29 protein-coding genes are annotated in these 26428 nt (G+C 72.3%); 15 read left to right on the top strand and 14 right to left on the bottom strand.

Annotated features, from left to right (window positions below; genetic code table 11):
- Nucleotides 1-27: 27 nt before the first annotated feature.
- Nucleotides 28-1317: a geranylgeranyl reductase family protein gene (locus ACWEV0_RS03025; protein WP_453145908.1), complete on the bottom strand. Its 1290-nt coding sequence runs from the start codon at nucleotides 1315-1317 to the stop codon at nucleotides 28-30.
- Between the two features lie 106 nt (nucleotides 1318-1423).
- On the opposite strand from ACWEV0_RS03025, the gene ACWEV0_RS03020 reads away from it, so the two are divergent.
- Complete coding sequence (locus tag ACWEV0_RS03020; RefSeq protein WP_453145906.1) at nucleotides 1424-2146, top strand: peptidase inhibitor family I36 protein; 723 nt, start codon at nucleotides 1424-1426, stop codon at nucleotides 2144-2146.
- The gene (locus ACWEV0_RS03015; protein ID WP_453145904.1) at nucleotides 2143-3642 is read left to right on the top strand and encodes a phosphodiester glycosidase family protein; all 1500 of its coding nucleotides are present in this window, start codon (nucleotides 2143-2145) and stop codon (nucleotides 3640-3642) included. Before ACWEV0_RS03020 ends, ACWEV0_RS03015 begins: the two co-directional genes overlap by 4 nt.
- Before the next feature lie 15 nt (nucleotides 3643-3657).
- Here ACWEV0_RS03015 and ACWEV0_RS03010 read toward each other — a convergent pair whose 3' ends face one another.
- The 3 genes from ACWEV0_RS03010 to mqnC form a co-directional block, all read right to left on the bottom strand.
- A complete protein-coding gene (locus tag ACWEV0_RS03010; RefSeq protein ID WP_453145902.1) occupies nucleotides 3658-4353 on the bottom strand; it encodes a demethylmenaquinone methyltransferase in 696 nt (231 codons plus the stop codon).
- Nucleotides 4354-4454: 101 nt separating this feature from the next.
- Complete coding sequence (locus ACWEV0_RS03005) at nucleotides 4455-5054, bottom strand: imidazolonepropionase-like domain-containing protein (protein ID WP_453145901.1); 600 nt, start codon at nucleotides 5052-5054, stop codon at nucleotides 4455-4457.
- The gene (gene mqnC, locus ACWEV0_RS03000) at nucleotides 5054-6253 is read right to left on the bottom strand and encodes a cyclic dehypoxanthinyl futalosine synthase (protein ID WP_453145899.1); all 1200 of its coding nucleotides are present in this window, start codon (nucleotides 6251-6253) and stop codon (nucleotides 5054-5056) included. The genes ACWEV0_RS03005 and mqnC overlap by 1 nt, the downstream gene beginning before the upstream one ends.
- Nucleotides 6254-6440: 187 nt before the next feature.
- Here mqnC and ACWEV0_RS02995 point away from each other — a divergent pair, with 187 nt between their 5' ends.
- Complete coding sequence (locus tag ACWEV0_RS02995) at nucleotides 6441-7538, top strand: alpha/beta hydrolase (RefSeq protein WP_453145897.1); 1098 nt, start codon at nucleotides 6441-6443, stop codon at nucleotides 7536-7538.
- Nucleotides 7539-7551: 13 nt separating this feature from the next.
- Here the strand turns inward: ACWEV0_RS02995 and ACWEV0_RS02990 are convergent, their stop codons facing one another.
- Nucleotides 7552-8445, bottom strand: coding sequence for a menaquinone biosynthetic enzyme MqnA/MqnD family protein (locus ACWEV0_RS02990; protein WP_453145895.1), 894 nt, complete (start codon nucleotides 8443-8445; stop codon nucleotides 7552-7554).
- 260 nt (nucleotides 8446-8705) lie between these two features.
- On the opposite strand from ACWEV0_RS02990, the gene ACWEV0_RS02985 reads away from it, so the two are divergent.
- The 5 genes from ACWEV0_RS02985 to ACWEV0_RS02965 all read left to right on the top strand — a co-directional run bounded on the left by ACWEV0_RS02985 (nucleotide 8706) and on the right by ACWEV0_RS02965 (nucleotide 13389).
- Nucleotides 8706-8909 (top strand): cold-shock protein, encoded by a 204-nt coding sequence (locus tag ACWEV0_RS02985; protein WP_046908818.1) that lies wholly within the window; start codon nucleotides 8706-8708, stop codon nucleotides 8907-8909.
- A 180-nt stretch (nucleotides 8910-9089) separates the two neighbouring features.
- Nucleotides 9090-9533 (top strand): DnaJ family domain-containing protein, encoded by a 444-nt coding sequence (locus ACWEV0_RS02980; protein ID WP_453145893.1) that lies wholly within the window; start codon nucleotides 9090-9092, stop codon nucleotides 9531-9533.
- Nucleotides 9534-9641: 108 nt separating this feature from the next.
- Nucleotides 9642-11534 carry a protein kinase domain-containing protein gene (locus ACWEV0_RS02975; protein WP_453145892.1) on the top strand — a complete coding sequence of 631 codons (1893 nt, stop codon included), beginning with the start codon at nucleotides 9642-9644 and terminating at the stop codon, nucleotides 11532-11534.
- Between the two features lie 78 nt (nucleotides 11535-11612).
- A complete protein-coding gene (locus ACWEV0_RS02970; RefSeq protein WP_453145890.1) occupies nucleotides 11613-12782 on the top strand; it encodes an esterase-like activity of phytase family protein in 1170 nt (389 codons plus the stop codon).
- Nucleotides 12783-12879: 97 nt separating this feature from the next.
- Nucleotides 12880-13389: a mycothiol transferase gene (locus tag ACWEV0_RS02965; protein ID WP_453145888.1), complete on the top strand. Its 510-nt coding sequence runs from the start codon at nucleotides 12880-12882 to the stop codon at nucleotides 13387-13389.
- 100 nt (nucleotides 13390-13489) lie between these two features.
- Here the strand turns inward: ACWEV0_RS02965 and ACWEV0_RS02960 are convergent, their stop codons facing one another.
- From ACWEV0_RS02960 to ACWEV0_RS02950, 3 genes are all read right to left on the bottom strand, one after another.
- Entirely contained in the window at nucleotides 13490-13729 is a 240-nt protein-coding gene (locus tag ACWEV0_RS02960; protein WP_453145886.1) for a hypothetical protein, read from the bottom strand.
- Nucleotides 13726-14592 carry an isocitrate lyase/PEP mutase family protein gene (locus tag ACWEV0_RS02955; protein WP_453145884.1) on the bottom strand — a complete coding sequence of 289 codons (867 nt, stop codon included), beginning with the start codon at nucleotides 14590-14592 and terminating at the stop codon, nucleotides 13726-13728. The genes ACWEV0_RS02960 and ACWEV0_RS02955 overlap by 4 nt, the downstream gene beginning before the upstream one ends.
- Nucleotides 14593-14736: 144 nt before the next feature.
- Nucleotides 14737-15528 carry an alpha/beta fold hydrolase gene (locus tag ACWEV0_RS02950; protein ID WP_453145883.1) on the bottom strand — a complete coding sequence of 264 codons (792 nt, stop codon included), beginning with the start codon at nucleotides 15526-15528 and terminating at the stop codon, nucleotides 14737-14739.
- A gap of 102 nt (nucleotides 15529-15630) precedes the next feature.
- On the opposite strand from ACWEV0_RS02950, the gene ACWEV0_RS02945 reads away from it, so the two are divergent.
- A complete protein-coding gene (locus ACWEV0_RS02945) occupies nucleotides 15631-16293 on the top strand; it encodes an HAD-IA family hydrolase (protein WP_453145882.1) in 663 nt (220 codons plus the stop codon).
- Here the strand turns inward: ACWEV0_RS02945 and ACWEV0_RS02940 are convergent.
- Nucleotides 16290-16865, bottom strand: a complete 576-nt coding sequence (locus ACWEV0_RS02940; protein ID WP_453145880.1) for a ClpP family protease — start codon at nucleotides 16863-16865, stop codon at nucleotides 16290-16292. The two genes, ACWEV0_RS02945 and ACWEV0_RS02940, sit on opposite strands and share 4 nt — an antisense overlap.
- A 154-nt stretch (nucleotides 16866-17019) precedes the next feature.
- On the opposite strand from ACWEV0_RS02940, the gene ACWEV0_RS02935 reads away from it, so the two are divergent.
- Entirely contained in the window at nucleotides 17020-17652 is a 633-nt protein-coding gene (locus tag ACWEV0_RS02935) for a TetR/AcrR family transcriptional regulator (protein ID WP_453145879.1), read from the top strand.
- Complete coding sequence (locus ACWEV0_RS02930) at nucleotides 17652-18245, top strand: DUF1707 SHOCT-like domain-containing protein (RefSeq protein WP_453145878.1); 594 nt, start codon at nucleotides 17652-17654, stop codon at nucleotides 18243-18245. Before ACWEV0_RS02935 ends, ACWEV0_RS02930 begins: the two co-directional genes overlap by 1 nt.
- On the opposite strand, the gene tsaA is transcribed toward ACWEV0_RS02930, so the two are convergent.
- From tsaA to ACWEV0_RS02915, 3 genes are all read right to left on the bottom strand, one after another.
- Entirely contained in the window at nucleotides 18242-18637 is a 396-nt protein-coding gene (gene tsaA, locus ACWEV0_RS02925; RefSeq protein ID WP_453145876.1) for a tRNA (N6-threonylcarbamoyladenosine(37)-N6)-methyltransferase TrmO, read from the bottom strand. The two genes, ACWEV0_RS02930 and tsaA, sit on opposite strands and share 4 nt — an antisense overlap.
- Before the next feature lie 64 nt (nucleotides 18638-18701).
- The gene (locus ACWEV0_RS02920; RefSeq protein ID WP_453145874.1) at nucleotides 18702-19373 is read right to left on the bottom strand and encodes a DUF1326 domain-containing protein; all 672 of its coding nucleotides are present in this window, start codon (nucleotides 19371-19373) and stop codon (nucleotides 18702-18704) included.
- Nucleotides 19374-19457: 84 nt separating this feature from the next.
- Complete coding sequence (locus tag ACWEV0_RS02915) at nucleotides 19458-20222, bottom strand: MerR family transcriptional regulator (RefSeq protein ID WP_453145872.1); 765 nt, start codon at nucleotides 20220-20222, stop codon at nucleotides 19458-19460.
- Nucleotides 20223-20377: 155 nt separating this feature from the next.
- On the opposite strand from ACWEV0_RS02915, the gene ACWEV0_RS02910 reads away from it, so the two are divergent.
- Nucleotides 20378-20947, top strand: a complete 570-nt coding sequence (locus ACWEV0_RS02910) for a YciI family protein (RefSeq protein WP_453145870.1) — start codon at nucleotides 20378-20380, stop codon at nucleotides 20945-20947.
- 30 nt (nucleotides 20948-20977) lie between these two features.
- On the opposite strand, the gene ACWEV0_RS02905 is transcribed toward ACWEV0_RS02910, so the two are convergent.
- Both ACWEV0_RS02905 and ACWEV0_RS02900 read right to left on the bottom strand, forming a co-directional pair.
- Entirely contained in the window at nucleotides 20978-21391 is a 414-nt protein-coding gene (locus tag ACWEV0_RS02905) for a Zn-ribbon domain-containing OB-fold protein (RefSeq protein WP_453145869.1), read from the bottom strand.
- The gene (locus ACWEV0_RS02900) at nucleotides 21391-21840 is read right to left on the bottom strand and encodes a DoxX family protein (protein ID WP_453145867.1); all 450 of its coding nucleotides are present in this window, start codon (nucleotides 21838-21840) and stop codon (nucleotides 21391-21393) included. Before ACWEV0_RS02900 ends, ACWEV0_RS02905 begins: the two co-directional genes overlap by 1 nt.
- A gap of 166 nt (nucleotides 21841-22006) precedes the next feature.
- Here ACWEV0_RS02900 and ACWEV0_RS02895 point away from each other — a divergent pair, with 166 nt between their 5' ends.
- Genes ACWEV0_RS02895 through ACWEV0_RS02885 form a run of 3 tightly spaced genes read left to right on the top strand, consistent with a single transcriptional unit; the run spans nucleotide 22007 to nucleotide 26306 of the window.
- On the top strand, nucleotides 22007-23218 hold the full coding sequence (locus ACWEV0_RS02895; protein ID WP_453145865.1) for a flavin-containing monooxygenase: 1212 nt from the start codon (nucleotides 22007-22009) through the stop codon (nucleotides 23216-23218).
- 50 nt (nucleotides 23219-23268) lie between these two features.
- On the top strand, nucleotides 23269-25506 hold the full coding sequence (locus tag ACWEV0_RS02890; RefSeq protein WP_453145863.1) for an acetate--CoA ligase family protein: 2238 nt from the start codon (nucleotides 23269-23271) through the stop codon (nucleotides 25504-25506).
- Between the two features lie 5 nt (nucleotides 25507-25511).
- Nucleotides 25512-26306 carry an enoyl-CoA hydratase/isomerase family protein gene (locus tag ACWEV0_RS02885; RefSeq protein ID WP_453146012.1) on the top strand — a complete coding sequence of 265 codons (795 nt, stop codon included), beginning with the start codon at nucleotides 25512-25514 and terminating at the stop codon, nucleotides 26304-26306.
- Nucleotides 26307-26428 lie beyond the last annotated feature (122 nt).

Genomic DNA, 26428 nt, shown 5'->3' with positions numbered 1-26428 from the left:
CACCCGCTGAGGCTCATGCCTGCGGGCTCACGCCTTCGGGGCGACCTTCGACAGACCGTTGATGATGCGGTCCATCGCGTCGCCGCCCGTCGGGTCGGTGAGGTTGGCCAGCATCTTCAGCGTGAACTTCATCAGCAGCGGGTGCGTCAGGCCGTGCTGCGTCGCGACCTTCATGATCTTCGGGTTGCCGATGAGCTTCACGAAGGCGCGGCCCAGCGTGTAGTAGCCGCCGTAGGTGTCCTTGAGGACCTTCGGGTAGCCCTGGAGGGCCAGTTCGCGCTGGGCGGGGGTGGCGCGGGCGTGTGCCTGGACGATGACGTCGGCGGCGATCTGGCCGGACTCCATCGCGTAGGCGATGCCCTCGCCGTTGAACGGGTTGACGAGGCCGCCCGCGTCGCCGACGAGCAGCAGGCCGCGGGTGTAGTGCGGCTGGCGGTTGAAGGCCATCGGCAGGGCGGCGCCGCGGATCGGCGTCGTCATGTTCTCCGGGGTGAAGCCCCAGTCCTCCGGCATGGACGCGCACCACGCCTTGAGGACCTCGCGCCAGTCCAGCTCGCGGAAGGCGGCGGAGGAGTTGAGGATGCCGAGGCCGACGTTGGAGGTGCCGTCGCCCATGCCGAAGATCCAGCCGTAGCCGGGCAGCAGCCGGTCCTGCGGGCCGCGCCGGTCCCACAGCTCCAGCCAGGACTCCAGGTAGTCGTCCTCGTGGCGCGGGGTCGTGAAGTACGTGCGCACCGCCACGCCCATCGGCCGGTCCTCGCGCCGGTGCAGGCCCATGGCGAGCGAGAGCCGGGTGGAGTTGCCGTCGGCGGCGACGACGAGCGGCGCGTGGAAGGTGACCTCGCGCTTCTCCTCGCCGAGCTTCGCCGTGACGCCGGTGATCCGGCCCGTACGGTCGTCGACGACCGGGCCGCTCACGTTGCAGCGCTCGTAGAGCCGCGCCCCGGCCTTCTGCGCCTGCCGGGCCAGCATCTCGTCGAAGTCGTCGCGCTTGCGGACGAGTCCGTAGTCCGGGTAGGAGGCGAGATCCGGCCAGTCCAGCTGGAGCCGCACGCCGCCGCCGATGATCCGCAGGCCCTTGTTGCGGAGCCAGCCGGCCTCCTCGGAGATGTCGATGCCCATCGCCACCAGCTGCTTGGTGGCGCGCGGGGTGAGGCCGTCGCCGCACACCTTCTCGCGCGGGAACGCGGTCTTCTCCAGGAGCAGGACGTCGAGTCCCGCCTTGGCCAGGTAGTACGCGGTGGTCGAACCCGCCGGGCCGGCCCCGACGACGATCACATCTGCGCTGTGCTCGGACAGGGGCTGCTGCTCGGTCACGGCGGGGTCTCCCGGGGGTTTTGACGGTAGGACGGTGCGCTCCCGAGTCTATGGGGCGCGCCCCCGGATGTTTGGGGGGCCACCCGTCAGCGCATGATCATCGACCGTGATCATCAATCGCACACACATACGCCGAAGGTGGCTGCTCGCCGCCGTACTCGCCCTGTTCGCCGCGGCGTTCCTCGTCCTGCCGACGGACGCCGAGGCCGAGCCCTTCCCGGACTGCCCCGCCGGACGGTTCTGCCTCTACGACGGCAGCGGCGGCACCGGCACCCGCGTCGACCTCGCCGAGGGTGCCAGGGCCGAGCGGGACGCCGGCACCATCCTGTCCGTCCAGAACAACACCCGCATGTGGGCCTGCATGTACGGCAAGCCCGAGTACGGCGGCGGCCTCCAGACCGTCAAGCCGGGCAACCCCGACGAGTACGTCACCGACGGCACCCGCTGGGTCGTCGGCTCGTACAAGCTGGTGCCCACCCGCGCCCTGTGCTTCACCGGCTACGAGCGCTGCCCCGACGGCAAGGCGTGCACCTTCGCCGAGCGCAACGGGCGCGGCGCCATGACCGTCCACACGCCGGGCACGGACGCCACCACCCAGAACTACGGCAACAGCTACGGCCCCGAGGTCCCCTCCGCGTCCGTGTTCAACAGGACCGGCAAGCACCTCTGCTTCTACCCCACCGCCACGTACGACGGCACCTGGACGCGGGGCAGCACAACCTACGGCGCGTACGTCGTGCTGCGCGGCCAGAGCGTCACCGTCCCCGCCCCCTTCGCGGGCACGTTCCGCTCCCACGAGCTCGTCAACGGAACCTCGGAGTGCCAGTGACCACGCCCCTGCGCCCGGCGCTCGCCGTCGCCGCCGCCCTCACCGCGACCCTCGCCCTGACCACCTCGGCCGCCCCGGCCTCCACGGCCGCGGGGACCGATCCGAGCCCGCTCGCCGCGAACTGGACCCAGACCACGGTGCCGGGCGCCGATACCCTTCCCGCCGGTGTCACGGTCACCAACTGGACCGAGAAGAACCTGGACAACCGCACCAGACCCCGTCTGCTCCAGCTCGTCGAGATCGACCCCACCGCGGCACCCCTCGACCTGTCGAGCACCGTCGGCGCGGGCGACGGCCTCGCCGAGACGGTCGCCGACCAGCTCGCCGGCGTCAGCACGACGCCGACCCGGCACCCCGCCGCCGGCGTCAACGGCGGCCTGTTCAAGTCGGAGCCGTCGCACCCCGACCTGAGGCAGGCGCTGCCCCTCACCCTCCAGCACGTGGGCGTCTCGGTCATCGACGGCGTCCTGCACAGCGCCGGTTGCTGGGGCAGCGGGGGCCAGGGCACGTCGGGCGCCGTCATCCAGTACGGCGTCCCGTACATCACCAAGCTGCGCACCGAGCTCACCCTGACCGCGTCCGACGGCTCCCCCGCCGAGCCCTTCGACGACATCAACCGCGACCCCGGCCGCGCCCGTGGCTGCGCCCGTGACGCCGACGACAAGCTCGTCCCGGAGACGACCACCGGGCAGAAGAGCGTCTACGCCGACGCGAACGAGATCGTCCTGTTCACGTCCGACTACAAGTACCCGGTGCCCAAGCCCGACCTCGACCCGACGATCACCACCGACGACGACCCGGGCTTCGAGGTCGTCCTCGACTCCACGGGCAAGGTGACGGCCGCCCGCGAGGGCCGCGGCGGCGGCAAGGGCAACACCACGCAGGTCAGGGTGGCGTCCGGCGGGCGCATCCTGCAGGGCGTCGGCACCGGCGCCGGATGGCTGCGCGCCCACGCCCTCCCCGGCACCACGCTCACGGTCTCCCAGAAGCTGACCGACACCCGGCTCGGCCGGGAGATCCCGCTGGACCCGTCGCTCGACGTCGTGAGCTCCTTCCACCAGCTCCTGCGCGACGGCGACATCCCGGCCGAACTGCCCGACACCTGCGGACAGACCGGCCCCGGCGCCACCCCCGGCACCGAGATCTGCACCGACTCGCGGGTCGCCCTCGGCACGAACGTGCGCGGTCACACGGTGTTCGTCACCCTGACGGGACAGCTCCAGCCGGACAACACCACCACCCACGAGGACGGTGACTGGCTGCACACCTTCGCCGAGCTCCTGGACTCCGACGAGCTCGGCCTGATCGACGCGCTCAACCTGGACGGCGGCGGCTCGGCGACCCTGATCACCGCCACCGCCGGCGCGGACGACCTGATGACCGGCACCACCGTGCGCACCCCGCCGACGGACCGCGTCAACGGCGTGTACGTGCACCGGGCGGTCGCCGACGCGGTGTACGCCGGAGTCAGCGGCTACGGCATGTACAGGAAGTAGCCCGAGCGGTGAGGGCTACGCCGGCTTGAACCCGCGGTGCAGGGCCACGATCCCGCCCGTCAGGTTCCGCCAGGCCACCTTCGACCAGCCGGCCTTCTGCATCAGTCCCGCGAGGGTCGGCTGGTCGGGCCAGTCCTGGATGGACTCGGCGAGGTAGACGTACGCGTCGGGGTTGGACGACACGGCCCGCGCGACCGGCGGCAGCGCGCGCATCAGGTACTCCTCGTACACCGTGCGGAACGGCGCCCAGGTGGCGTGCGAGAACTCGCAGATGACGACCCGGCCGCCGGGCTTCGTCACCCGGTACAGCTCGCGCAGCGCCTGGTCGGTGTCCTGGATGTTGCGCAGGCCGAAGGAGATGGTGACGGCGTCGAAGACGTCGTCCCTGAAGGGCAGCCTGGTGCCGTCGCCGGCGGTGAACGGCATCCACGGGTGCTTCTGCTTGCCGACCCGCAGCATCCCGAGCGAGAAGTCGCACGGCACGACGTACGCCCCGGCCGCCACGAACGGCTGCGAGGACGTCGCGGTCCCGGCCGCCAGGTCCAGGACCTTCTGCGCCGGCCGCGCGTCGACGGCCTTCGCGACCTCCTTGCGCCAGCGCCGGTCCTGGCCGAGCGAGAGGACGTCGTTGGTGAGGTCGTAGTTGGCCGCCACGTCGTCGAACATCGAGGCGACCTCGTGCGGCTGCTTGTCCAGGGTTGCGCGGATCACTGGCGTTCGCCTCGCTCGTGTCGTGCTGCTGTGTCGTACTGCCGGATGACGTCCGGATGACGTTACGCCCGCATTGTCGCAGGGCGCCCGGGACCCGCCGGTCAGCGGGCCCGGTAGACCAGCCGCCCCGCGATCACCGTCGCCACGCACGTGCCCGCGCCCGCACGCACGAGGGTCGCGCGGTCCGGCACGTCGAAGACCGCGAACCGGGCCGGGCCGCCCGCCGCCAGGGCCGGCAGCAGGACGAGCGGCGCCGGCGAGAGGGACGGCGGGCCCGGCAGGTTCGGCGGGCGCTGCCCGACGGCGAGCCCGGCCCGGCGCACCGCGTCCAGGGCGGCGCGCCCGCGCAGCTCACCGGCGACGGCGACGGTGCCGTGCGCGAGGAGCCGCTGCACGCCGCGCCGCGCGCTGGCGCCGAGCCGCGCCGGGTCGGCGCGGAAGATCGCCCGCGCCCGCTCCCCGGTGATCGGCTCGGTGCCGTACTCGTCGGCCTCGCGCGGGTCCGGGTGGTAGGTCTGTTCGAGCAGCTCGGGGCCGTACGGGTTGAGCAGCCCGGGTGTGAGGATGCCGGGCCAGCGGCGCAGCCGGGCGTCCTGGTGGGCGGCGGCCAGCTCCTCGTACGGTCCGACGGCGGCGAGGCGCGCGCCGTCGACCAGGACCGCGGTCTCGGGCGACGCCTCGGCGAAGTGGAGCGTGACCATCAGTTGGCGTCGAGGAGCTTCAGCTCGGGGTGCGCCGTGCCGCCCTCGATGGCGATCGAGGAGATGTGCGAGGCGACGCGCTCGTCGACCGGGTCGTTCGCCGGGTCGTCGTGCACGACGAGGTGCTCGTACGTCGTGGAGCGCTGGGCCGGGACCCGGCCCGCCTTGCGGATCAGGTCGATGATCTCCAGGCGGTTCGAGCGGTGCTTGGCGCCCGCCGAGGAGACCACGTTCTCCTCCAGCATGATCGAGCCGAGGTCGTCCGCGCCGTAGTGCAGCGACAGCTGGCCGACCTCCTTGCCGGTGGTGAGCCAGGAGCCCTGGATGTGGGCCACGTTGTCGAGGAACAGGCGGGCTACGGCGATCATCCGCAGGTACTCGAAGAGGGTCGCCTGGGTGCGGCCCTTCAGGTGGTTGTTCTCCGGCTGGTACGTGTAGGGGATGAAGGCCCGGAAGCCGCCCGTCCGGTCCTGCGTGTCGCGGATCATCCGCAGGTGCTCGATGCGCTCGGCGTTGGTCTCGCCGGTGCCCATCAGCATCGTGGAGGTCGACTCGACACCCAGCTTGTGGGCGATCTCCATGATCTCCAGCCAGCGCTCGCCGCTCTCCTTCAGCGGGGCGATCGCCTTGCGCGGGCGCTCCGGGAGCAGCTCGGCGCCGGCGCCGGCGAAGGAGTCGAGGCCGGCCTCGTGGATGCGGGTGATGGCCTCCTCGACGGAGACGCCGGAGATGCGGGCCATGTGCTCGACCTCGGACGCGCCGAGGGAGTGGATGACCAGCTGCGGGAAGTCCTTCTTGATGGCGGCGAAGTGCTTCTCGTAGTACTCGACGCCGTAGTCGGGGTGGTGGCCGCCCTGGAACATGATCTGGGTGCCGCCGAGCTCCACGGTCTCCGCGCAGCGGCGCAGGATGTCGTCGAGGTCGCGGGTCCAGCCCTTCTTGGTGTCCTTCGGCGGCGCGTAGAAGGCGCAGAACTTGCACGCCGTCACACAGACGTTCGTGTAGTTGATGTTGCGCTCGATGATGTACGTGGCGATGTGCTCGGTCCCCGCGTACCGGCGGCGGCGCACCGCGTCGGCGGCGGCGCCGAGCGCGTGCAGCGGCGCCGAGCGGTACAGGTCGAGCGCCTCCTCGGGGGTGATCCGGCCACCCGCGGCGGCGCGGTCGAGAACAGACTGGAGTTCGGCCTTCTCGGTCACCGGGTGAGTCCCTTTCGGAGGGGTGCGTACGCGTACTTCTCGGACGCGGCCAGCCTACGCCAGCACCTCCGCGCGGATTCGGGGCGGCCCCGAGCCAACCGATCCGGCGCCACGCCCCTCTCCTACAGCGGAATCCGTCGTTTGCCCCGAATCCGCTCAGGGCCTGACGTAAGCACCGGAGTCAGCCATGAACCGTCGTCCGTCCCGGACCTCCGCCCGGACCTCCCGGAGCGCCCGGACCTCCCGGACCGTCGCCGCCGCGCTCGCGGTCGGCACCACGCTGGCCGTGGTGGCCGGCTGCTCGGACCCGGGGCCCGGCTCGGTCTCGTTCGACACGCCGGGCGGCGGAAGGCCCGTACAGCAGCAGGCGGTGCGGAACCACCACGGGAAGGCGGGGTCCGGCACCCCCGCGCCCGAGACGGTGTTCCCGACCGGGCCCAAGGCTACCTTCGAGGACGCCAGCACCGTCGAGGACGGCACCAAGATCGGGGTGACCGAACTCCACGGCGAGAAGTCCGGGTTCACCGGCAAGGTGTGGGTGTGGGCTCCGAAGCAGTATTTCGACCCCCAGTACGCGAACAGCGGGTTCCCCGTGCTCATCGCGCTGCCCGGCGGCGTCGGCTATCCGACGAATTACTGGATGGGCACCGACCTCAAACTGCAGTCGAGCATCGCCCGGTGGTCGCAGGAGGGAAAGAGCCTGCCGTTCATTGTCGTGATGCCTGTACTCAACCCGGAGGCCCACCACTACTACGACGGCAGTGATATTCCGGGCCAGCCGAAAATGGGCACCTGGCTCACCGAGGACGTGCCGGATTTCGTGCGGGCGAATTTCCGCACGTTCAAGTCCCGGGACGGCTGGGCCTTCATGGGTTCGTCCTCGGGCGGCTTCGTCGGACTGAAGTCCGTGCTGCAGAAGCCGGACAGGTTCAAGGCCGTGATCGCCTCCGGCCCGGACATCGTCCCGGACTCGCCGCTGTGGAAGGGCCACGAGCCCGCGCGCCTCGCCAACGACCCGCAGCGGCTCGCCGCCGCGCTGGCGCGCAGGCCCGACACGCCGGCGAACCGGGTCTACCTGGCGTTCCAGCTGGGCACCAGGGAGACCAAGCTGGCGCCGCACGTGAAGGCGTTCATCCGCGACTACACCAACAAGGGCCCGATCAGGTCCCGGCTCCAGGTCATCCCGAACGGCGCGCACAACGCGCGCAGCTACATCCGGGGCATGGACATGGGGTCGATCGCCTGGATCAGCCAGTACCTCCAGGCGCCGATCCCCTCGGCCTGACGGGGCTCCCGGTTCAGCGGGCCGGGAGCAGTTCGACCCGTACGTCCGCCGGGAAGCCGGTCGTGGGACCGGTCCGGCGGGCGAACTCCCGTACGCCGGCGAGCTGCTCGGCGCCGAAGCGGAAGTCGAGCGTCCGGAAGTACCGCTCAAGCAGCTCCGCGTCGAAGGTCTCCCAGCGCGCCGCCTGCTCCGCGACCTTCGCGACCTCTTCCAGGGACAGATCGCGCGAGGCCAGGAAGGCCCGGTGCACGTCGTGGACGGTCTCCGGCTCGCGCGCCAGGAAGTCCTTCCGCACCGCCCACACGGCGAAGACGAACGGCAGCCCCGTCCAGTCCTTCCACATCAGCCCCAGGTCGTGGACCTGGAGGCCGAGCCGCGGCGCGTCGTGCAGCGAGGCCCGCAGCGCGGCGTCGCCGATCAGCACCGCCGCGTCCGCCTCCTGCATCATCAGGCCGAGGTCGGGCGGGCACGTGAAGTAGTCCGGCGACACGCCGTACTGCTCGGCGAGCAGCAGCTGCGCCAGGCGCACGGAGGTGCGCGAGGTCGAGCCGAGTGCGACCCGTGCGCCGTCCAGCCGGTCGAGCGGGCGCTGCGAGACGATCACGCAGGACATGACGGGACCGTCGCAGCCGACGGCGATGTCCGGCAGCGCGACCAGCTCGTCGGCGTGCCTGAGGTATTCGACGAGGGTGACGGGGCCGATGTCGAGGTCGCCGCGCACCAGCCGCTCGCTGAGCTTCTCCGGGGTGTCCTTCGTCAGCTCCAGATCGAGGAGCGTCCCGGTGCGGGCCAGGCCCCAATAGAGGGGCAGACAGTTCAGGAACTGGATGTGTCCGACCCGCGGCCGGCTGCGCCGGTGATCGCCGTGATCGTCGGGTGCGCCGCTTGCCTCAGTTGCATTGTCCACATCGCGAGGCTAGACCCGTCTCGAACGGTGGACATCGCCGGGTGGGCCGTCAGCGCGTACGGCGCGTGTCAAACATCCGGGTGACGTGATCTTTCCCTCTACCCCTTCGAGCACGCTGCGTGCTACGCTCGACGCAAGTTGCAGTTTGGTTTCCCTTGCAGTACAGAGCCTGCGGAGCATGTGACCCGCAGGCTTTTGTAGTTTTCAGACTTGGTTGCAGGTTCTGGAGCAGGGCGACCCTTTGGCCCATAGGAGGGCTCATGGCTACCGGAACCGTGAAGTGGTTCAACGCTGAAAAGGGCTTTGGCTTCATCGCCCAGGAAGGCGGCGGCCCGGATGTCTTCGTCCACTACTCCGCGATCAACGCCTCTGGCTTCCGCTCCCTCGAGGAGAACCAGCAGGTGAACTTCGACGTCACGCAGGGCCCGAAGGGCCCGCAGGCGGAGAACGTCACCCCGGTCTAAGTGACCCCGGGGTCGACGATCGCGATCCTCTAGAGCTGTACCCAAGGAGCCCTGCTCCGTGCACGCCACGTGCCCGGAGCGGGGCTCCTGCCGTTTTTCCCGGCGAGACGGGCAGGACGGGCGGGTACACGGGCCCGTACGCGCCGTGACCGCGCCGCCCGGAATACGTACGCTGGACACATGACCGAACGCAAACCGCCCGGAGTCAGCTTCGAGTCATTCGTCGACAAGCAGATCCGCGAGGCGGCCGAGCGCGGCGAGTTCGCCGGGCTGAGCGGCTTCGGCAAGCCGCTCGCCGACGACACCGCGCCGTACGACGAGCTGTGGTGGGTCAAGCAGAAGATGCACCGCGAGGGCTTCTCCGCCCTCCCGCCGGCCCTGGCCCTCCGCAAGGAGGCCGAGGACGCGGCCGAGGCGGCCCGCACCGCCGTCTCCGAGTCGCAGCTGCGCCGCATCCTCGGCGACATCAACACCAGGATCGCCGCGGCCCTGGCCCGTCCACCGGCCGGCCCGCCGCTCAACCTGACGTTGTTCGACGTGGAGAAGGCGGCGGAGGAATGGCGCCGGGAGCACCCCCGCGGCCCCCGGGACCACTCCCGGAGCCGCCGGAATCCCCGGAACTAGCCCGGAGTCCACCCGGAACCGCCATCCCCCCGCCCGGTGTCCTCATCTACCCTGAAGCGCGTTCGAATGTGACCGTGCATCAGGTGCGACCAGGGGGATCAGACCGGCATGAGCGGCGAGAACGGGACGGGCGGAAAAGGCAGCGGCATGGAGCCGCTCGCCGTCGGGGATCCGCGGACGGTCGGGCCGTACCGGCTGCTCGGGCGGCTGGGGTCCGGCGGCATGGGGCGGGTGTTCCTGGGACGGTCCGAGGGCGGGCGGACGGTCGCCGTCAAGGTCGTCCACGAGGAGCACGCGCAGGATCCGCAGTTCCGGGCCCGGTTCCGGCGCGAGATCGAGGCCGTGCGGCGGGTGGGCGAGCACTACACCGCGCCCGTCCTGGACGCCGACCCGGACGCCGAGCGGCCGTGGGTGGTGACCGGCTTCGTGCCCGGGCCGTCCCTCGAACAGGTCGTACGGGAGCACGGGCCGCTGCCCGCCGACTCGGTCCTGGCGCTCGCGCTCGGCCTGCTGCGGGCGCTGCAGGGCATCCACGGGGCCGGGATCCTGCACCGCGACCTCAAGCCGTCGAACGTGATGCTGACCGTCGAGGGCCCCCGGGTGATCGACTTCGGCATCGCGCGCGCCCTGGAGCCCTCCGTCGAGTCGCTGCTCACCAGCACCGGCATGGTGGTCGGCTCGCCCGGCTTCATGGCGCCCGAGCAGGTGCGCGGCGAGTCCCTGGGCCCGGCGGCCGACGTCTTCGCGCTCGGCTGCGTGCTGATGTACGCGGCGACGGGGCGGCTGCCGTTCGGGCACGGGGCCAGCAACCAGCACGCGATCATGTTCCAGATCGTGGAGGCGGAGCCGGAGCTGCACCGGGTGGAGGGCGAGGAACTGCGCGCCTTCATCGGCCGCTGCCTGATCAAGGACCCCGCCGAGCGCCCCGGCATCGAGGCCCTGCTCGCCGACCCGGCCCTGCCGGGCGAGGAGTCCGGCCGCGGGGCCGTGGGCGGCGCCTGGCTGCCGCCCGACCTGGTGGCCCGGCTCGCCCGGCAGGCGGCGCGGCTGCTCGACGCGGAGGCGCTGTCGGTGGAGCTGGAGCGCGAGGCGGCCGAGGCGGAGGCGGCGGCCGGGGCAGGGACCGGAGCCTCGGACACGGGGACGCTCGGGCTGCGCCCGAAGGCGGCGGGCACGGCTGCGGGCCGGACCCGCGAGCCGCGCCGGGCCTCCCGTATCTGGGCGGTCGTGGCGGCGGTCTTCGTCGTCCTCGGCATCAGCGGCACGGTCGTCAAGCTGATCGACAACGACGCCGGGCAGCGTGACCTCCAGGGCGCCCCCGGCACGACGGCGACCTCGCCCTCCGCCACGGCCCCGGCCGGCACCCCGAGCACGGGCCCGACGCCGCCGAACCAGGCGCCGACCACCGGCGCCTCGTCCGCTCCCCCGTCGCAGGCCGGCCCGCCGGCGGACCCGGGCGGCGCGGTGGGCGGCGCGGCGGGTGGAGGCTCGGCCTCCGGCGGCTCCGTATCCGGCGGTACGGTCTCCGGCGGCTCCTCGTCCTCGGGCGGTACGGCCTCGGGCGGCGGCTCCGGCAGTGGCGGTACGGCCCCGAGGCCGCCCGCCACGACCACCGCGCCCCCGCCGGCCAAGACCACGGCGCCCACCACGACGAACAGGATCTCGTCGGCGTTCGCCGGCACCTGGTCGTACACCAACGCGTACAACCTCGGGCAGCCGAAGACGGTCTACATCTACCGGGTCGCCCCCGGCCAGATCGCCGCCAGGATGATCACGGAGATCAACGGCGCCCACTGCGAGCACGTGGCCAAACTGGTCTCGATCACCGACGGCGGCAAGCGCATCAACCTGGGCGGCACGATCGTGGACCAGGCCCATTCGGACGGGTACCCGTCCTGCACGAACGGTGACCCGTCCTACTTCGAGCTCGCCGTCCCGACCGGACTCCGCCACGACGTCGGACCGGCGTACGGCGACGGCTTCCACTACGAGCGCGCCTGACGGCCGCCTGGCAGCAAGATCCGAAATACCCGATTGGGCGACTGCGGCGCGCAGGGGAGCCGGGCCAAGATCATCGGCATGCGAGCCTCCCTGACGCGCCGTGCGTGCGCCGCAGCCCTGCTTCTGACCTCGACCCTCACCCCCGCGGTGGCCATGGCCGCCGCCCAGCCGGCGTACCCGGCCCGGCCGTCGGCGCGGGCGGCACAGGCTCGTCTGCTCGGCGAGAAGATCGTCCCGCACAAGCTGGACTTCGAGGGCACCACGGTCGGCGGTCTCTCCGGCGTCGACCGCGACCGGTGCACCGGCGAGTACGTGTTCATCAGCGACGACCGCTCGTACCTCCAGCCCGCCCGCTTCTACACCGCCAGGGTGGACGTGGACGCCGGCGGCGTGCACGCGGTCGACTTCACCGGCACCCACGCGTTTCGCCAGCCCGACGGCTCCGTCTACCCGGCGCCGACCGCCGGGGACGGCAAGGCCGTCGACCCGGAGGAGATCCGGGTCGACCCGCGCACCTGCGACTACTGGTGGGGCCAGGAGGGCGACCGGCCCAAGACGGTCGGCCCGCCGGTGATCCAGCCGTCCATCCAGTTCGCCTCCCCCACCGGTGACTACCTCGGTCGGCTGCCGCTGCCCGCGAACTACGAGATCACCATGGAGGAGCGCGGACCGCGCCGGAACCAGGCGATCGAGGCGCTCACCTTCGGCGCCGGGGGCCATGTGGTGACCAGCGCGATCGAGGGCCCGCTGCTCCAGGACGGCCCGGAGCCCACCGTGGAGCACGGAGCGCTCGTCCGGGTCACGCAGCAGACGCGCGACGGCCGGGTGCTCGGGCAGTTCGCCTATCCCCTCGAGAAGATCTTCGCGGTGAACGACCCCACCAGCCCCTGGGGCCCCGACACCGGCGTCCCGTCGATCCTCGCCTTCCCCGACGACCCCAGCCGCTACCTCGTGCTCGAACGCACCTGGGTCGCCGGCGCCGGCTACAAGATCCGCCTCTTCGACGCGACCACGCGCGGGGCGACGGACGTCCAGGCGGTGGACTCGCTGGCGGGCCGGCCCGTGCAGCCGATGCGCAAGACGCTCGTGGCGGACTTCGACGCGCTGGGCCTGTCGACCGTGGACAACACGGAGGGCATGACGTGGGGACCGACGCTGCCGTCGGGCGAGCGCTCCCTGGTCCTGGTCAGCGACGACAACTTCGCGACGGAGGCGGTGACCCAGATCGTGGCGCTGGCCGTGCGGTGAGGCGGCGAGCGCCCTCGCCCCGTGTGGGACACGGCGGCGGGCGGGTGTTCGGCGTACCGTGGTGCCTGAAGAGGTCCGTGACCCCACGAGGAGGGCCATGAAGAGCGCCGAGCTTCTCCTTGATGCCTTCAGCCGGATCCAGGACGCCGTCCACGAGGCCGTCGAGGGCCTGTCGGACGGCGAGCTGACCGAACGGATCGATCCCGACGCCAACTCCATCGCGTGGCTCGTCTGGCACCTGACCCGGATTCAGGACGACCACATCGCCGACGCGTTCGGCACGGAGCAGATCTGGACGTCCGAGGGCTTCTCCGGCCGCTTCGGGCTCCCCTTCCCCGAGGACGCCACCGGCTACGGCCACACCTCCGCCCAGGTCGCCGCCGTCCGCGCGCCCGCCGACCTGCTCCTCGACTACTACGACACCGTCCACGCCCGCACCGTCGAGCACGTCACCCCGCTCACCGAGGCCGACCTCGACCGCGTGGTCGACACCCGCTGGACCCCGCACGTCACGCTGGGCGTCCGGATCGTCAGCGTCATCACCGACGACAACCAGCACGTGGGGCAGGCGGCGTACGTGCGCGGAGTGGTGGAGCGGGCCGGCTAGGACACGACGCGCCAGGACGGCCGGACACCGCCCTCGTGGTGTCCGGCCGTCCTGGCGTCCTGCTGTTCCGCCGGCGCGGCTGGTGCGGCCGGCCGTACGGCTACGAGGCCGGCCCGATGCCCATCAGCGCCTGGACCGCGTCCACCGCGCTGCCGTCGTGGTCGCTGCCCGCCGTCCCGCCGCTGCCGGCCTGCACGTTCCCCGCCCGGTCGACCTCCAGGATCGAGTCGGCCTGCCGGTTGTCGATCACGGTGACGAGGCTGCCCTCCGCGACGGCGGGCCCGGCCCCGACGGCGAGCAGCACGGCCGCGAGCCCCAGCGCCCTCAGGGCCGCCGTCACGCGCTCACCTGCTCCTGCTGCTGGTGCCGGGCGATGTTCCGCTCCAGCAGCCGGGTGGAGGCGGCGACGCCGACCCCGTTCGCCGGGTCGAAGGCGGGCAACCGTCCGTCCTGCGCCTTCAGTTCGGTCAGCGCCGAGTCCATCGCCGCGTGCGCCGCGAACAGACACGGCGTGCTGTAGATGGCCACGTCCACGCCCAGTTCCGACAGCTCGCCGAGCGACAGGCGCGGCGACTTCCCGCCCGCGATCTGGTTGAAGAGCAGCGGCTTGCCGTCCACGACCTCCCGGATCCGGCGGATCCACTCCACGCTCCGCACGCCGTCCACGAGCACCACGTCCGCGTCGGTCGCCGCCAGGCACTTGGCCCGCCGCAGGATGTCGTCCTCGTCCGTCGCGTCCGTCCGCGCCACGACCACCAGGTCCCGCCGCGTCTGCAGCACCATCTCCAGCTTGGCCAGGTACTCCTCCAGCGGCAGCACCTGCTTCCCGTCCGCGTGCCCGCACCGCCGCGGCCGCTTCTGGTCCTCCAGGATCACCCCGGAGGCCCCGATCCGCTCCAGGCCCTCGACGACGTGACAGGCCACCTCCGGGTCCACGTAACCGTCGTCGATGTCCACGAGCAGGTGGTGCCGCGGGAACGCCCCGCGCAGCCGCTGCACGAAGGCCACCATGTCCGGCCAGGCGATGAACCCGATGTCCGGCAGCCCGTAGTACGAGGCGGCGAAGCCGAACCCGGACACGAACATCCCGTCGTAGTGCTCCGCGGCGACGGACGCCGAGTACATGTCGTACACACCGATCAGCGGCGTGGTCCCGGGCTCGGCGATCTGCCGCCGCAGGTCGTTCCCGTAACTGGTCCCCATCGCGTGACTCCTCATCAGCATCAACACGCTGGCACTTTGCCAAAACAAGATGTTTTCGGGAGACACGCTAGAAAGTCTCGTTACGAACGCTTTACTCACTCTCCAGGTGGACCGGATTCACCCCAGAAACGTCACCGCAGGGCTTCACCGGAGGAACGTCTGCACGGTGGGCGCGAGCAGCGGCGAGAACATCAGGTCGTAGTGCGTCGCGCCCGGGATCACGCTCAGGCGGGACGCCGTACGGCCGGTGCCCTCCCAGCCCGGGTCCCGCTGCCCGCCACCGAGGAGTCCGAAGAACTCCACCATGTGGGCGGGCCGGATGCCGTCCGCGTCCGCGAAGACGAGGAGCACGGGCACGGTGAGCGCGGCGAACTCGTCGCTCCAGTCGTAGGGCCGCTGGTTCAGGGCGGCGACCTTGCCGACGAGGACCGGCCAGTCCGCGGGCTCGGGCGCGATCCGCGCGTACAGCTCGTACATCGGTGACTGCTTCAGGAACTCCGCCGCGGCCTCGCTCATCTGGTCCATCTGCGCCGTGACCTCGGGGAACCATCCGTCGCGCCGCGCCGGAACCGAGATCAGGACCAGCCGCCGGACCAGCTCCTCGTGCTGGATCGCGACCCGCGCGGCCGTCCCGGCGCCGAGGGAGTAGCCGAGCAGGTCGACCTGCTCCAGTCCCAGGTGCTTGACCAGCGCGGCGACGTCGTCCCCCATCGCCTCGCAGGTCATCTCCCGCGCGGCCGCGACCGGCGTCCGCCCGTGCCCCTGCAGGTCCACGGTGATCACCCGCCGGCCCTCCCCGAGCCCGGCGGCGAGCAGCGGCTGGAACATCTCACCGGCGCCGAAGCCGCCGTGGAGGAGGACGAGCGGCGGCTCGGTGCTCACCGGACCGTGCTCCTCGAAGTACAGGGACACTCCGTTGACGTCGGCGTAGGGCATCTCTTACGTCTCCTCTCAGGGGTTACGAGAGGTAGACGACGGCGGCGGCGAAAACTCATCGGTGCAGACGCCTTTCCGGGTCATGGACGTAGCATCGCCCGCGTGACCAGCGAAAACAGCGAAAACAGCGAGCAGTTCGTCCTCTTCGACGTCGACGGCACCCTCATGGACGCCGTCGCCAACCAGCGGCGCGTGTGGCACTCCTGGGCCGCCCGGCACGGGCTCGACGGGGACGAGGTGTACGCCGTCGCGCTCCGGACGCGGCCCGTCGAGACGTTCGCGACCGTCGCGCCGGGGCTCGACCCCGACGAGTGCCTGGCGCTCCTCCACGCCCTGGAGGACGAGGACGTACGCACGGGAACGTACGCGGCCTTCGCCGGCGCCGCCGAGCTGCTCGCCGCGCTGCCCGCCGGCCGGTGGGCGCTCGTCACCTCGAACTACGAGCACCGGGTGCGCGGACGGTTCGAGCGGACGGGCCTTCCGATGCCGGCGGTCGTCGTGGACGCGGCCTCCGTGAGCGAGGGCAAGCCGTCGCCGGTGCCGTACCTGCGGGCCGCGGAGCTGCTCGGCGCGGACCCCGCCGACTGCCTGGTCGTCGAGGACGCGCCGTCCGGCGTGCAGGCGGGACGGGCGGCCGGGATGACGGTCTGGACGGTCAACACCCCGACGGCCGCCGAGGGTTCGCAGCGCCACTTCGACACACTCGCCGAGGCCGCGCCGGAGATCCTGGCCCGCGCCCTGCCCCGGGCCGGCGTGGCCTGCTAGCCCGCGCCGTCCAGGACGTCGTCGATGAGGCCGTACGCCACGGCCTCGTCGGGCGTCAGCCAGCGGTCGTCGGCGAAATCGGCGGCGATCTGGGCGGTCGTGCGGTGGGTGTGCTCGGCGAGGAGCTCCGTGACGCGGATCCGGGTGTGGTGCAGCTCGCCGACCGGGGTGCCCTCGCCGTCGGCCGTGGCCGCGTCGGCGAAGGCCGGCAGGTGCAGCATCATCCGCGTGTTGGGCAGGGCGTGGCGCCGGCCCGGGGTGCCAGCCGTGACGAGGAACTGGGCCATCGAGGCGCAGTACCCGAGCGCGATGGTCGTGACGTCGTTCCCGATGTGCCGCATGGTGTCGTAGATCGCCATGCCGGCGGGGACCGATCCGCCGGTCGAGTTGATGTAGAGGGTGACAGGGCGGTCGCTCTCGGCGCCGAGGAGCAGCAGCTGGGCGGTGACACGGTCGGCGGTCTCGGCGGTGATCGGCTCGGCGATGTGGATGATCCGGTGCCGGAGGAGCCGGTCGAGGACGGGGTCGGCCGGGCCGGGGGCGGGGTCGTGGTCTCTGTCGGTGTCGGGCATGGCACAGGCATGTCTTCCACCGGCCGCGCGGCGCGTCACGGGGCGTACCCCGGATGGGGCCATGGGCCGGCGCCGGAACCTCTTGTTAGCCACCTGGACAACAGTATATTGTCCACCCTGCTAACAGGAGAGAGCTGCGAGGGCCGGACCCACCATGACCGCTTCCGAACGACGACGGCGCCGCACCCCCGAGCAGGCCCGCGCCGAGATCCTCGACGCCGCCACCGATCTCATCGCGCGGCACGGGCCCGACGGGGTCGGGCTGCGGCGGGTCGCGGAGGCGGCCGGGGTGACGCACGGGCTGGTGACGCACTACTTCGGGACGTACCGCGCGCTGGTGCGGACCGTCCTGGAGCGGGAGAACGAGCGGAAGCGGGAGCTGGTACGGGACCGGCTGCGGGCCGACGGGCAGGTGCCGTACGCGAGCGGGATGACCGACGTGCTCTTCGAGATCCTCGGGGACGAGCGGTACGTCCGGCTGTGGGCGTGGTCCAACCTGCACGACTGGGACGTCGAGAAGGCCCCCGACTCCCCCACCAACCTGTCCCGGCTCGTCGACGCGATCGAGGACGGCATCCGCACGGTGCTCCCCGCGCCCGAGGGACCGGACCGGGCGCGGATCGAGATGGTCGTGCTGCTCGCCATGTCCGGGGCGTACGGGTACGCGATGGGCCGGCGCTACTGGCTCACCGACCTCGGTCACGACCCCGACGAGCCCGGCCGCGACGAGGCGTACCGCGCCGCCCTCTCCTCCGTACTCGCCGCCCATCTCGGAGGGTTGACGTAATGCTGGAGAAGCACGACGGCCACGGCCCCGACCGCAACCACGACCTCCACATCCTCGCCTCGGACTCCGAGCGCCACGCCGCCGAGGAGCGGCTGCGATCCGCCGTCGAGAACGGGCGGCTGCCGATCGACCAGCTCGACACCCGCCTCGACGAGGTGCACGCGGCCCGCACCCGGGGCGATCTGGAGACCGCCTGCCGCGGCCTGCCGGTGCCGGGCCCACGGGACGCGCTCGTGGTGGACCGGCCGCCGACCTCGGGGACGTTCCTGGCGGGGATCTTCGGCGGGTTCGTGCGCAAGGGGCAGTGGGTCGTGCCGTCCCGGATGACCACCTGGTCGATGTGGGGCGGCGGCCGACTGGACCTGACCGAGGCGCGGTTCAGCAGTCAGGACACCGTCATCCGGGCCGTCGCGCTGTGGGGCGGCACCAAGATCTGGGTGCCGGAGGACATCGAGGTCGAGGTGAAGGGCTTCGGCCTCTTCGGCGCCTTCGACAAGCGCGCGGCCAGGCGGATCGGCAAGCCGGGCACCCCGCGCGTGACCGTCAAGGGCCTCGCGCTCTTCGGCGCGGTGGTGACCCGGACCAAGCGCTAACCGCGCCGCAGCACCGGCTTGATGTCCAGGACCGGGGTCCCGTCGATCGCCTCCAGCGCCCGTACGTGCACGCGGGATCCGGCCACCTCCAGGACCTGGACCGTGTGCAGGCCGATCGGGTTGGGGCGGTCCGGGGCGCGGGTGCTGAACACGCCGGCGAGGGGGCGGTCCGTCTCGCCGCGCGGGTGGACGGTGAGCGTGTCCCGGTCGGCGCGGTCCAGCCAGGTGACGAGGACGATGTCGGCGCCGGCGGCGATGCCGTCGAGCGCCGGGGCGTACCGCTCGTCGAGCGCGAGCCAGGCGTCCGGGGCGCCCTCGTCCGGCTGGCGGGGCGCGCCCGCCCGGTCCGCGAGCGGCGATTCGACGTGACCGATCGGGCGGAGCTCGTACACGGTCGTATCCTCTCCCTAAGGACCAAGTACCGCTCCTCACCGTACAGTTGGCGCCGCCCGCCGCTTACTCCGGGCCGTTCCAGTCGAACGGGAAGTGCTTGCTCGACTGCCCTTCGCGGTCCCACTTGAAGCCGAACGCGTCCGCGCGGTCGGCGGTCGACCGGCCCCAGGTGGCGACCTGGCCGGGGCCGACCTCGGCGCCCGGGGCGTTGTGGACCTGGACGCGCGTGCCCTCAGCCGTGGTCGGGCCGGTCAGGGCCTCGGCGCTCGCGCGCACCTTGTCGGGGATCTCGACGGACCAGGTGGCGAGGTCGTCGTCGATCGCGAACCGGATGGGCACGACGTCCATGCCGCGCATCTCGGGGCCGAACATCGACCCGAACTGCGCGGGCCAGCCGCCCGCCTGCCCGCCGAAGATCGCACCGAGCGCCGCCCGCTGCGAGTCGTCGGCGCGCTCGTCGAGGAAGACGGCGGCGAAGGGGTCGGTGTGTTCGCCCGCCCACACGTTCCCGGTGAAGGAACCGAGCATGACGACGTTGAGGTCGTCGAGGCGGACGTCTCCGTAGTTGCCCTCGCGGATGTGCCAGGCCATGACGCCTTCGCAGTCCCCGTACGTCGGGGTCCGGGCGAAGGTGCAGGGGCAGGGGATATCGCATTTACAGGTGTCGAACCAGTCGCCGGCGAGGTGCCAGCGGGTGTCGGTCTGCGTACTCGCCGTGGTGTCGGTGGCAGTCATCTCGCTCGCCTCCCACCTTCCAGGATGACGCCGTCGACGGTCTGCAGCCCGTCGGCGACGCGCCCGCGGAGGCAACCGCGGCAATCAGCTCAGCCGGGCGTCCGCGTAGACAACCATCGCAGCGCGCTGATACTCGGCCAGGCCCTCGGCGATCCTGTCGAAGTTCCCGCGAAAGCGCGGGTCCTCGGCGTAGGTCGCGGCGAGGCCGCGGTACGCCTCCGCGTTCGGGGTCCAGAAGCGGCAGACGTCCCGGTAGTGGACGTCGACCTCGGCCTGGACGGCCGGGTCGTCGGCCGGCGTGCCGGCGGCCATGAACTCGGCGAAGCGGATCATCTGGGCCGTGACCTCGCGCTGCCACTGCTCGCTGGTCTCCGGGGTCAGCGCCTCGACGGCCTGCCGGGCCTGCTCGTACGCCTCCGGATAGCGCTCGCGCGTCTCCGCCTCGAGCTCGGGGTCGGGCTGGAAGCCCTCGAAGAGGTTCTCGGGGCGGTTGATCTCCACCTCGGGCATGTTCGTGTCCTCGCTTTCGAGTGCGGCGATGGTGCGGGCGACCGTACGGGCCAGGGTGCCGAGCCGGTCCTGTTCCGTGAGCAGCCGGGCGTGGTGCTCGCGCAGGACGGCCACCCGGTCGGCCTGGCTGTCCAGGACGGCCTGGATCTCGCGCAGGCCCACGTCCAGCTCCCGCATCAGCAGGATCTGCTGGAGGCGGAGCAGCTGGGACTCCTCGTAGTAGCGGTGTCCGTTGCTCGCGGTCCACGCCGGCGGCAGCAGACCGATCTCGTCGTAGTGCCGCAAAGTCCGGGAGGTCACCCCGGACATCCGGGCCACGTCCGCGATCGACCAGGCCATGACGGTGGCCCCCTTCGTCGTTCCATCGCCGGGGCCGGTCCTTCCGGCCCCACACGAAGACCGTAGGAGTTGCCGCAGCGTCAACCGCAAGCCGGCAGCGGACACGCCCCGGAAACGGCTCGACACCGCCGCCGGCCCGAACAGATCATCACGCCATGGAATTCCTCTGCTATCACCGCGACCGGCCCGGCTCCCTGCCGCTGCGCCAGGAACTCGTCGAGGCGCACTGGTCGTACATGGACGGCTACGAGAAGGAGCTGATCGCCCGCGGCCCGACGTTCGACCGGGACGAGGAGACGCTCACCGGCAGCGTCCACATCGTCGACCTGCCCGACCCGGCCGCGGCCCGCGCGTTCGCCTTCGACGAGCCGAACTACCAGGCCGGCGCCTTCCGCGACGTGATGATCCGCCGCTGGCGCAACGCGCTCGGCCGCACCATGTGGGAGTACCCGGGCGGCCGGAGCGGCGGCAACCGCTATCTGGTGCTCGGTCTCGGCCTGCCCGTACGCCTGGACGCGGGCGAGGTCCCCGACCTGGCCGTGCCCGACGACCCGGACGGCGACCTCATCGCGTACGGCCCGCTCCTCTCCGACGACGGCGCCACCTGGCTCGGCACGGCGGCCCTCCTTCGCGCCCCGGACGCGCAGGCGGCGCGGGCGCTGCTGACGGCGGACCGGTACGCCGACATCGAGGTGCACGACTGGGAGATGGGCGGCCGCCGCTAGCGGCCCGTCCGCGGGGCAGGCCCTGGCCCGCTAGGCCGCGCGGGCCGGCCTGAACACCGGGACCCGGAAGTCGCCCTCCGGGCGGAAGGTGACCTCCAGGTCCATCCCGATCCGCAGCTCCGCCTCCTCGCAGCCCACGACCTCCGTCATCATCCGCGGCCCCTCCTCGAGGTCGACGACCGCCGCCACGTACGGCACGCGCTCGCCGAACGGCGGGAGGTCGTTGCGGTGCACGACGGACCAGGTGTAGAGCACCGCCCGGCCGCTCGCCCGCCGCCACTCGACGTCCTCGCTCCAGCAGTGCGGGCAGAACTCGCGCGGGTAGTGGTGCGGGCGGTCGCAGGCGGTGCAGTGGCGGAGCAGGAGGCGGCCTTCGGCGGCGGCGTCCCAGTAGGGCCGGGTGAAGGCGTCGGCCTCCGGGACGCTCGCGGGAGTGCCTGTCATCAGAACAGTCCGATCGCGTGGTCGAGGGACCAGGTCTGCCAGGACACGGCGAAGAGGGCGACGAGGGAGATCAGCGCCATCATCGCGTTCTGCCCCTGCTCGGCCCAGTCGTGGATCATCAGGGTGAGGTAGAGCAGGTTGAGGAGCAGGCCGCCGGCCAGGGCGACGGGGGTGAGGAGGCCGCCGACCAGACCGAGGCCGAGGGCGAGTTCGGCGTGGACGACGACGTACGCCATGAGCTTGGGGCGCGGGGCGACGACGGTCTCGAAGCCGCGCCTGACCGCGGGCCATCTGTGCTTGCGGGCCACGTCCGCGGCCCAGGCTATGCCGGTGCCGCGCTCGAACCAGCCCTTCCGGTCCTTGTGACGCCAGCTCTCCAGCCACCACAGGCCGAGGCCGATGCGGAGGACGGCGAGCCATTCGGCGCCGGTGAGCCAGATCGTCTGCATGGGTCCCGCCCGCCCTTCGAGGGAAATCTGACAGGCCGTCAGTTCAGCGGACGCACCCGCCTCTCCGCAAGACCCCCGCCGGTTCCCCGCACCCGTGATCGATTCGCAACCGAACTCCCTCTTGACCGAGACCCACGGCGTGTACGCGTCATTACGCTCAGCAGTCATGACCACCCCCCTGACCCACCCCGTCTACGTCATCGGCGGCGGCCCCGGCGGACTCGCCGTCGCGGCGGCGCTGCGCGAGCGCGGCGTACGGGCCGTCGTCCTGGAGAAGTCGGACGCGATCGGCAACTCCTGGCGCCACCACTACGACCGGCTGCGGCTGCACACCACCCGCCGCCTGTCCGCCCTCCCCGGCCTGCGGATCCCCCGCTCCTTCGGGCGCTGGGTGGCCCGCGCGGACGTGGTGCGCTACCTGGAGAAGTACGCCGAGTTCCACGACCTGGAGATCGTGACGGGCGTCGAGGTCGACCGGGTCGAGCGGGAGGCCGACGGCTGGGTGTTGCACGGGACCGGGGGGCGGCGGCTCGTCGGCTCCGCCGTCGTCGTGGCCACCGGCTACAACCACACGCCCCGCCTTCCCGAGTGGCCGGGCTCCGACGCGTTCACCGGCACCCACGGCCGCGAGCTGCTGCACGCGAGCGCGTACCGCAACCCCGCCCCGTACGAGGGCCGTGACGTCCTCGTCGTCGGCGCCGGCAACACCGGGGCCGAGATCGCGGCCGACCTGGCGGAGGGCGGCGCCGCCCGGGTCCGGCTCGCGGTGCGCACCGCGCCGTACATCGTGCGCCGCTCCACCCTCGGCTGGCCCACGCAGCGCAGCGGCGTCCTGGTGCGGCGGCTGCCGGTGGGCCTGGTGGACCGGCTCACCGGCCTGGCCGGCCGCTTCATGACCGCCGACCTCTCCGCGTACGGGCTGCCCCGGCCCACCGGCGGCCTGTACGCGCGGGTCGGCGAGGGCGCGATCCCGGTGCAGGACGTGGGCCTGGTCGCCGCCGTCCGGGCCGGGAAGGTGGAGCCGGTGGCAGCCGTCGCCGGCTTCGAGGGCGCGGAGGTCGTCCTCGCGGACGGCTCCCGCCTCGCGCCCGACGTCGTCATCGCCGCCACCGGATACGAGCGCGGGCTCGAACCGCTGGTCGGGCACCTGGGCGTGCTCGACGAGCGGGGGCGGCCGGCGCCGCGCGGGGCGCGGTGCGCCCGGGAGACACCCGGGCTCTACTTCACCGGGTTCACCAATCCGATCAGCGGGATGCTGCGGGAGATCGCGCTCGACGCGGAGAAGATCGCGAAGCGGATAGCGAAGGCACAGGCGAAGGCACGGTTGAAGGAGAAGGCGAAGGAGAAGGCGAAAGGGCGTCGCCGCGAGTATTCCTGACTACTCGTCGGTTCTGTAATCTGACGGTGAGTCAGAGAAGGGACGACGCGATGCTTGGATCGACCCACGGCACCTTCACCACCGACCTCCGCGCCCGCGTCGTCGCCTGCGGCGAGCAGCCCGCCGCCCGGGTGGCCGTGCACGGCGCCGTCGCCGTCGAGGGCGACACGGACGTCAGCGGGCGCCCGCTGCACGCGCCCGTGCCGGACCTGGACCGGTTCTTCCGGCCCGAGGTGGTCGCGGTCGTCGGGGCGTCCGACACCGACGGGCGACCCAACACCGGGATCACCCGGCAGCTGATCGACTGGGCCGGACGGGTCGGGGCGCGAGTGGTGCCGGTGCATCCGACGCGCAGGGCCGTGTTCGGGATCGACTGCGTGGCCTCGGTGGCCGACCTCGACGCGCTCGGGGTGTCCGTCGACCTCGCCGTCCTCCTCGTCGCCGATCCACTGCCCGTCGTCGAGCAACTGGCCGCGGCCAAGGTGAGGTTCGCCGTCGCCTTCGCCTCCGGATTCGCCGAGACCGGCGAGGCCGGGGCGGCGGCGCAGGAGCGGCTCGCGGCGGCCGTCGGGCGCTCCGGCCTCCGGCTGCTCGGGCCCAACACCAACCTCAACGCCTTCGAGCGCTTCCGGGACGACCTGGAGGGGCCGGCGATCGCGCTGATCACCCAGTCCGGGCACCAGGGCCGGCCCGTGTTCACGATGCAGGAGCTGGGCGTCCGGCTCTCGCACTGGGCGCCGACCGGCAACGAGGCCGACCTGGAGACCGCCGACTTCGTCTCGTACTTCGCGCACCGGCCCGAGGTCGGGGCCATCGCCTGTTACGTGGAGGGGCTGAAGGACGGACGGTCCTTCCTGCTCGCCGCCGACCAGGCAGCCCGCCACCAGGTCCCGGTCGTCGCGGTCAAGGTCGGCCGGACGGAGGCCGGGGCGCGGATGGCCGCCTCGCACACCGGGAAGCTGACCGGCGCGGACCGGGTCGTGGACGCGGCCATGCGGCAGTTCGGGGTGATCCGGGTCGACGGGCTCGACCAGCTCCAGGACACGGCCGCGCTGCTCGCCCGGGCCCGCAGGCCGGTCGCGGACGGCGTCGTCGTCTACTCCATCTCCGGCGGCACGGGCGCCCACTTCTCCGACCTGGCCACGGCGGCCGGGCTCCGGCTGCCCACGCTCTCGCAGGCCAGGCAGGACGAGCTGCACCAGTGGATCCCCGGCTACCTGAGCGTGGCCAACCCGGTCGACAACGGCGGGCACCCGGTCGGCGACTGGCGCGGCCGGAAGATCATCGACGCGATCCTCGCCGACCCCGAGGTCGGGGTGCTGATCTGCCCGATCACCGGGCCCTTCCCGCCGATGAGCGACAAGCTCGCGCAGGACCTGGTGGACGCGGCCGAGCAGACGGACAAGCTGGTGTGCGTGGTGTGGGGCTCGCCGGTGGGCACCGAGGACGCCTACCGGAGGACGCTGCTCGGCTCCTCGCGCGTCGCCACCTTCCGCACCTTCGGCAACTGCATCGGCGCCGTCAAGGCGTACCTCGACCACCACCGCTTCACCACCGGCTACCGCTCGCCCTTCGACGAGGCCCCGCGCACCCCGTCCCCCTCCCTGCGCAAGGCGCAGGCGCTGATGCGGCCCGGCCACCGGCTGAGCGAGCACGCGGCGAAGCAGCTGCTGCGGGCGTACGGGATCCGGGTGCCGCGCGAGCAGCTGGTGACCAGCGCGGCGGCGGCCGTGCGGGCGGCCGGGCTCGTGGGCTATCCGGTGGTGATGAAGGCGTCGGGCCCGCGGCTCGCGCACAAGACCGAGCTGGGGCTCGTCAAGGTCGGGCTGACGTCGGCGAGCCAGATCCGCGACGCCTACAAGGAGTTGACCGACATCGCCCGCTACGAGGGCATCGACCTGGACGGCATCCTGGTGTGCCAGATGGTCGGGCACGGCGTCGAGATGGTGGTCGGCGTCAGCCGCGACCCGCTCTTCGGGCCGACGGTCACGGTGGGCCTGGGCGGGGTGCTCGTGGAGGTGCTGAACGACGCGGCCGTGCGCGTACCGCCGTTCGGGGAGCGGGAGGCCCGGGACATGCTGGGCGAGCTGCGCGGGCGGGCGCTGCTCGACGGGGTGCGGGGGGCGCCGGCGGCGGACGTGGACGCGCTGGTGGAGGTGGTGCTGCGGGTGCAGCGCATGGCGCTCGAACTCGACGGGGATCTTGAGGAGTTGGACATCAATCCGCTGATGGTGCTGCCGCGGGGGCAGGGGGCGGTGGCCCTGGACGCGCTCGCGGTCTGCCGATAGGAGCTCTGGCTGTGTCCGACGTCCTGCACGTCGTCGAGAACGGCGTCTCGTGGATCACCCTCAACCGGCCCGAGGCGATGAACGCGGTCACCTGGGAGCAGCGCGAGCGGATCATCGGCCTGCTCGACGAGGCCTCCGCCGACCCGGCGGTCCGGGCGGTGGTGATCACCGCGACCGGGCGCGGCTTCTGTGCGGGCGCGGACCTGCGGGGCGGGCCGTCCTCCGGCGGCGGCCAGGCACAGGGGGACGTGGCGCGGATGATCCGGCGGGGCGCGCAGCGCTTCGTCGGAGCCGTACTGGACTGCGAGAAGCCGGTGATCGCGGCGGTGAACGGCACGGCCGCCGGCCTCGGGGCGCATCTCGCCTTCGCCTGCGACCTGGTGCTCGCGGCGGACTCGGCGCGCTTCGTGGAGGTGTTCGTCCGGCGCGGCATCGTGCCGGACGGCGGCGGCGCGTATCTGCTGCCGCGGCTGGTCGGCCCGCAGCGGGCGAAGGAGCTGATGTTCTTCGGCGACGCGGTGGCGGCGGCGGACGCGGCGGCGCTGGGCCTGGTCAACCGGGTCGTCCCGGCCGAGGAGCTGGCCAAGACCGCCCGCGAGTGGGCCGAACGCCTCGCCCAGGGCCCCACCCGCGCCCTCGCCCTCACCAAGCAGCTCGTCAACGCCTCCCTGGACGCCGACCGCGCCGCCGCCTTCGCGGCGGAGGCGGCGGCGCAGGAGCTGTGCATGACGACGCGGGACGCCCGGGAGGGCGTGTCGGCGTTCGTGGAGCGGCGGACGCCGACGTACGAGGGGCGGTAGCGGCCGCTCGGGGCGTAGCGACCGTACGGGGACGGTCCACGCGACGGCTCGGGCGACGCCCGTGCGCCCGTCCGGGACGCCCGCGATCGTGACGATGGTCAGCCCGCGGACGTCCTCGCCGA

The sequence above is a fragment of the Streptomyces sp. NPDC003943 genome, from assembly GCF_053605265.1.
Note: the sequence above shows the minus strand (reverse complement) of the source record. Positions and strands in the feature narration are given on the sequence as shown.

Coding starts and splice junctions, on each gene's coding strand:
- ACWEV0_RS03005 (WP_453145901.1), bottom strand. CDS start 5,054: ATGGTCACGCTCCACTTCGCCGAGGCGTCGCCCGAGACCGCGGTCCTG.
- ACWEV0_RS02995 (WP_453145897.1), top strand. CDS start 6,441: ATGAACCGTCGTCCGTCCCGGACCTCCGCCCGGACCTCCCGGAGCGCC.
- ACWEV0_RS02985 (WP_046908818.1), top strand. CDS start 8,706: ATGGCTACCGGAACCGTGAAGTGGTTCAACGCTGAAAAGGGCTTTGGC.
- ACWEV0_RS02980 (WP_453145893.1), top strand. CDS start 9,090: ATGACCGAACGCAAACCGCCCGGAGTCAGCTTCGAGTCATTCGTCGAC.
- ACWEV0_RS02975 (WP_453145892.1), top strand. CDS start 9,642: ATGAGCGGCGAGAACGGGACGGGCGGAAAAGGCAGCGGCATGGAGCCG.
- ACWEV0_RS02970 (WP_453145890.1), top strand. CDS start 11,613: ATGCGAGCCTCCCTGACGCGCCGTGCGTGCGCCGCAGCCCTGCTTCTG.
- ACWEV0_RS02965 (WP_453145888.1), top strand. CDS start 12,880: ATGAAGAGCGCCGAGCTTCTCCTTGATGCCTTCAGCCGGATCCAGGAC.
- ACWEV0_RS02955 (WP_453145884.1), bottom strand. CDS start 14,592: ATGGGGACCAGTTACGGGAACGACCTGCGGCGGCAGATCGCCGAGCCC.
- ACWEV0_RS02950 (WP_453145883.1), bottom strand. CDS start 15,528: ATGCCCTACGCCGACGTCAACGGAGTGTCCCTGTACTTCGAGGAGCAC.
- ACWEV0_RS02940 (WP_453145880.1), bottom strand. CDS start 16,865: ATGCCCGACACCGACAGAGACCACGACCCCGCCCCCGGCCCGGCCGAC.
- ACWEV0_RS02935 (WP_453145879.1), top strand. CDS start 17,020: ATGACCGCTTCCGAACGACGACGGCGCCGCACCCCCGAGCAGGCCCGC.
- ACWEV0_RS02930 (WP_453145878.1), top strand. CDS start 17,652: ATGCTGGAGAAGCACGACGGCCACGGCCCCGACCGCAACCACGACCTC.
- ACWEV0_RS02920 (WP_453145874.1), bottom strand. CDS start 19,373: ATGACTGCCACCGACACCACGGCGAGTACGCAGACCGACACCCGCTGG.
- ACWEV0_RS02915 (WP_453145872.1), bottom strand. CDS start 20,222: ATGGCCTGGTCGATCGCGGACGTGGCCCGGATGTCCGGGGTGACCTCC.
- ACWEV0_RS02910 (WP_453145870.1), top strand. CDS start 20,378: ATGGAATTCCTCTGCTATCACCGCGACCGGCCCGGCTCCCTGCCGCTG.
- ACWEV0_RS02905 (WP_453145869.1), bottom strand. CDS start 21,391: ATGACAGGCACTCCCGCGAGCGTCCCGGAGGCCGACGCCTTCACCCGG.
- ACWEV0_RS02900 (WP_453145867.1), bottom strand. CDS start 21,840: ATGCAGACGATCTGGCTCACCGGCGCCGAATGGCTCGCCGTCCTCCGC.
- ACWEV0_RS02895 (WP_453145865.1), top strand. CDS start 22,007: ATGACCACCCCCCTGACCCACCCCGTCTACGTCATCGGCGGCGGCCCC.
- ACWEV0_RS02890 (WP_453145863.1), top strand. CDS start 23,269: ATGCTTGGATCGACCCACGGCACCTTCACCACCGACCTCCGCGCCCGC.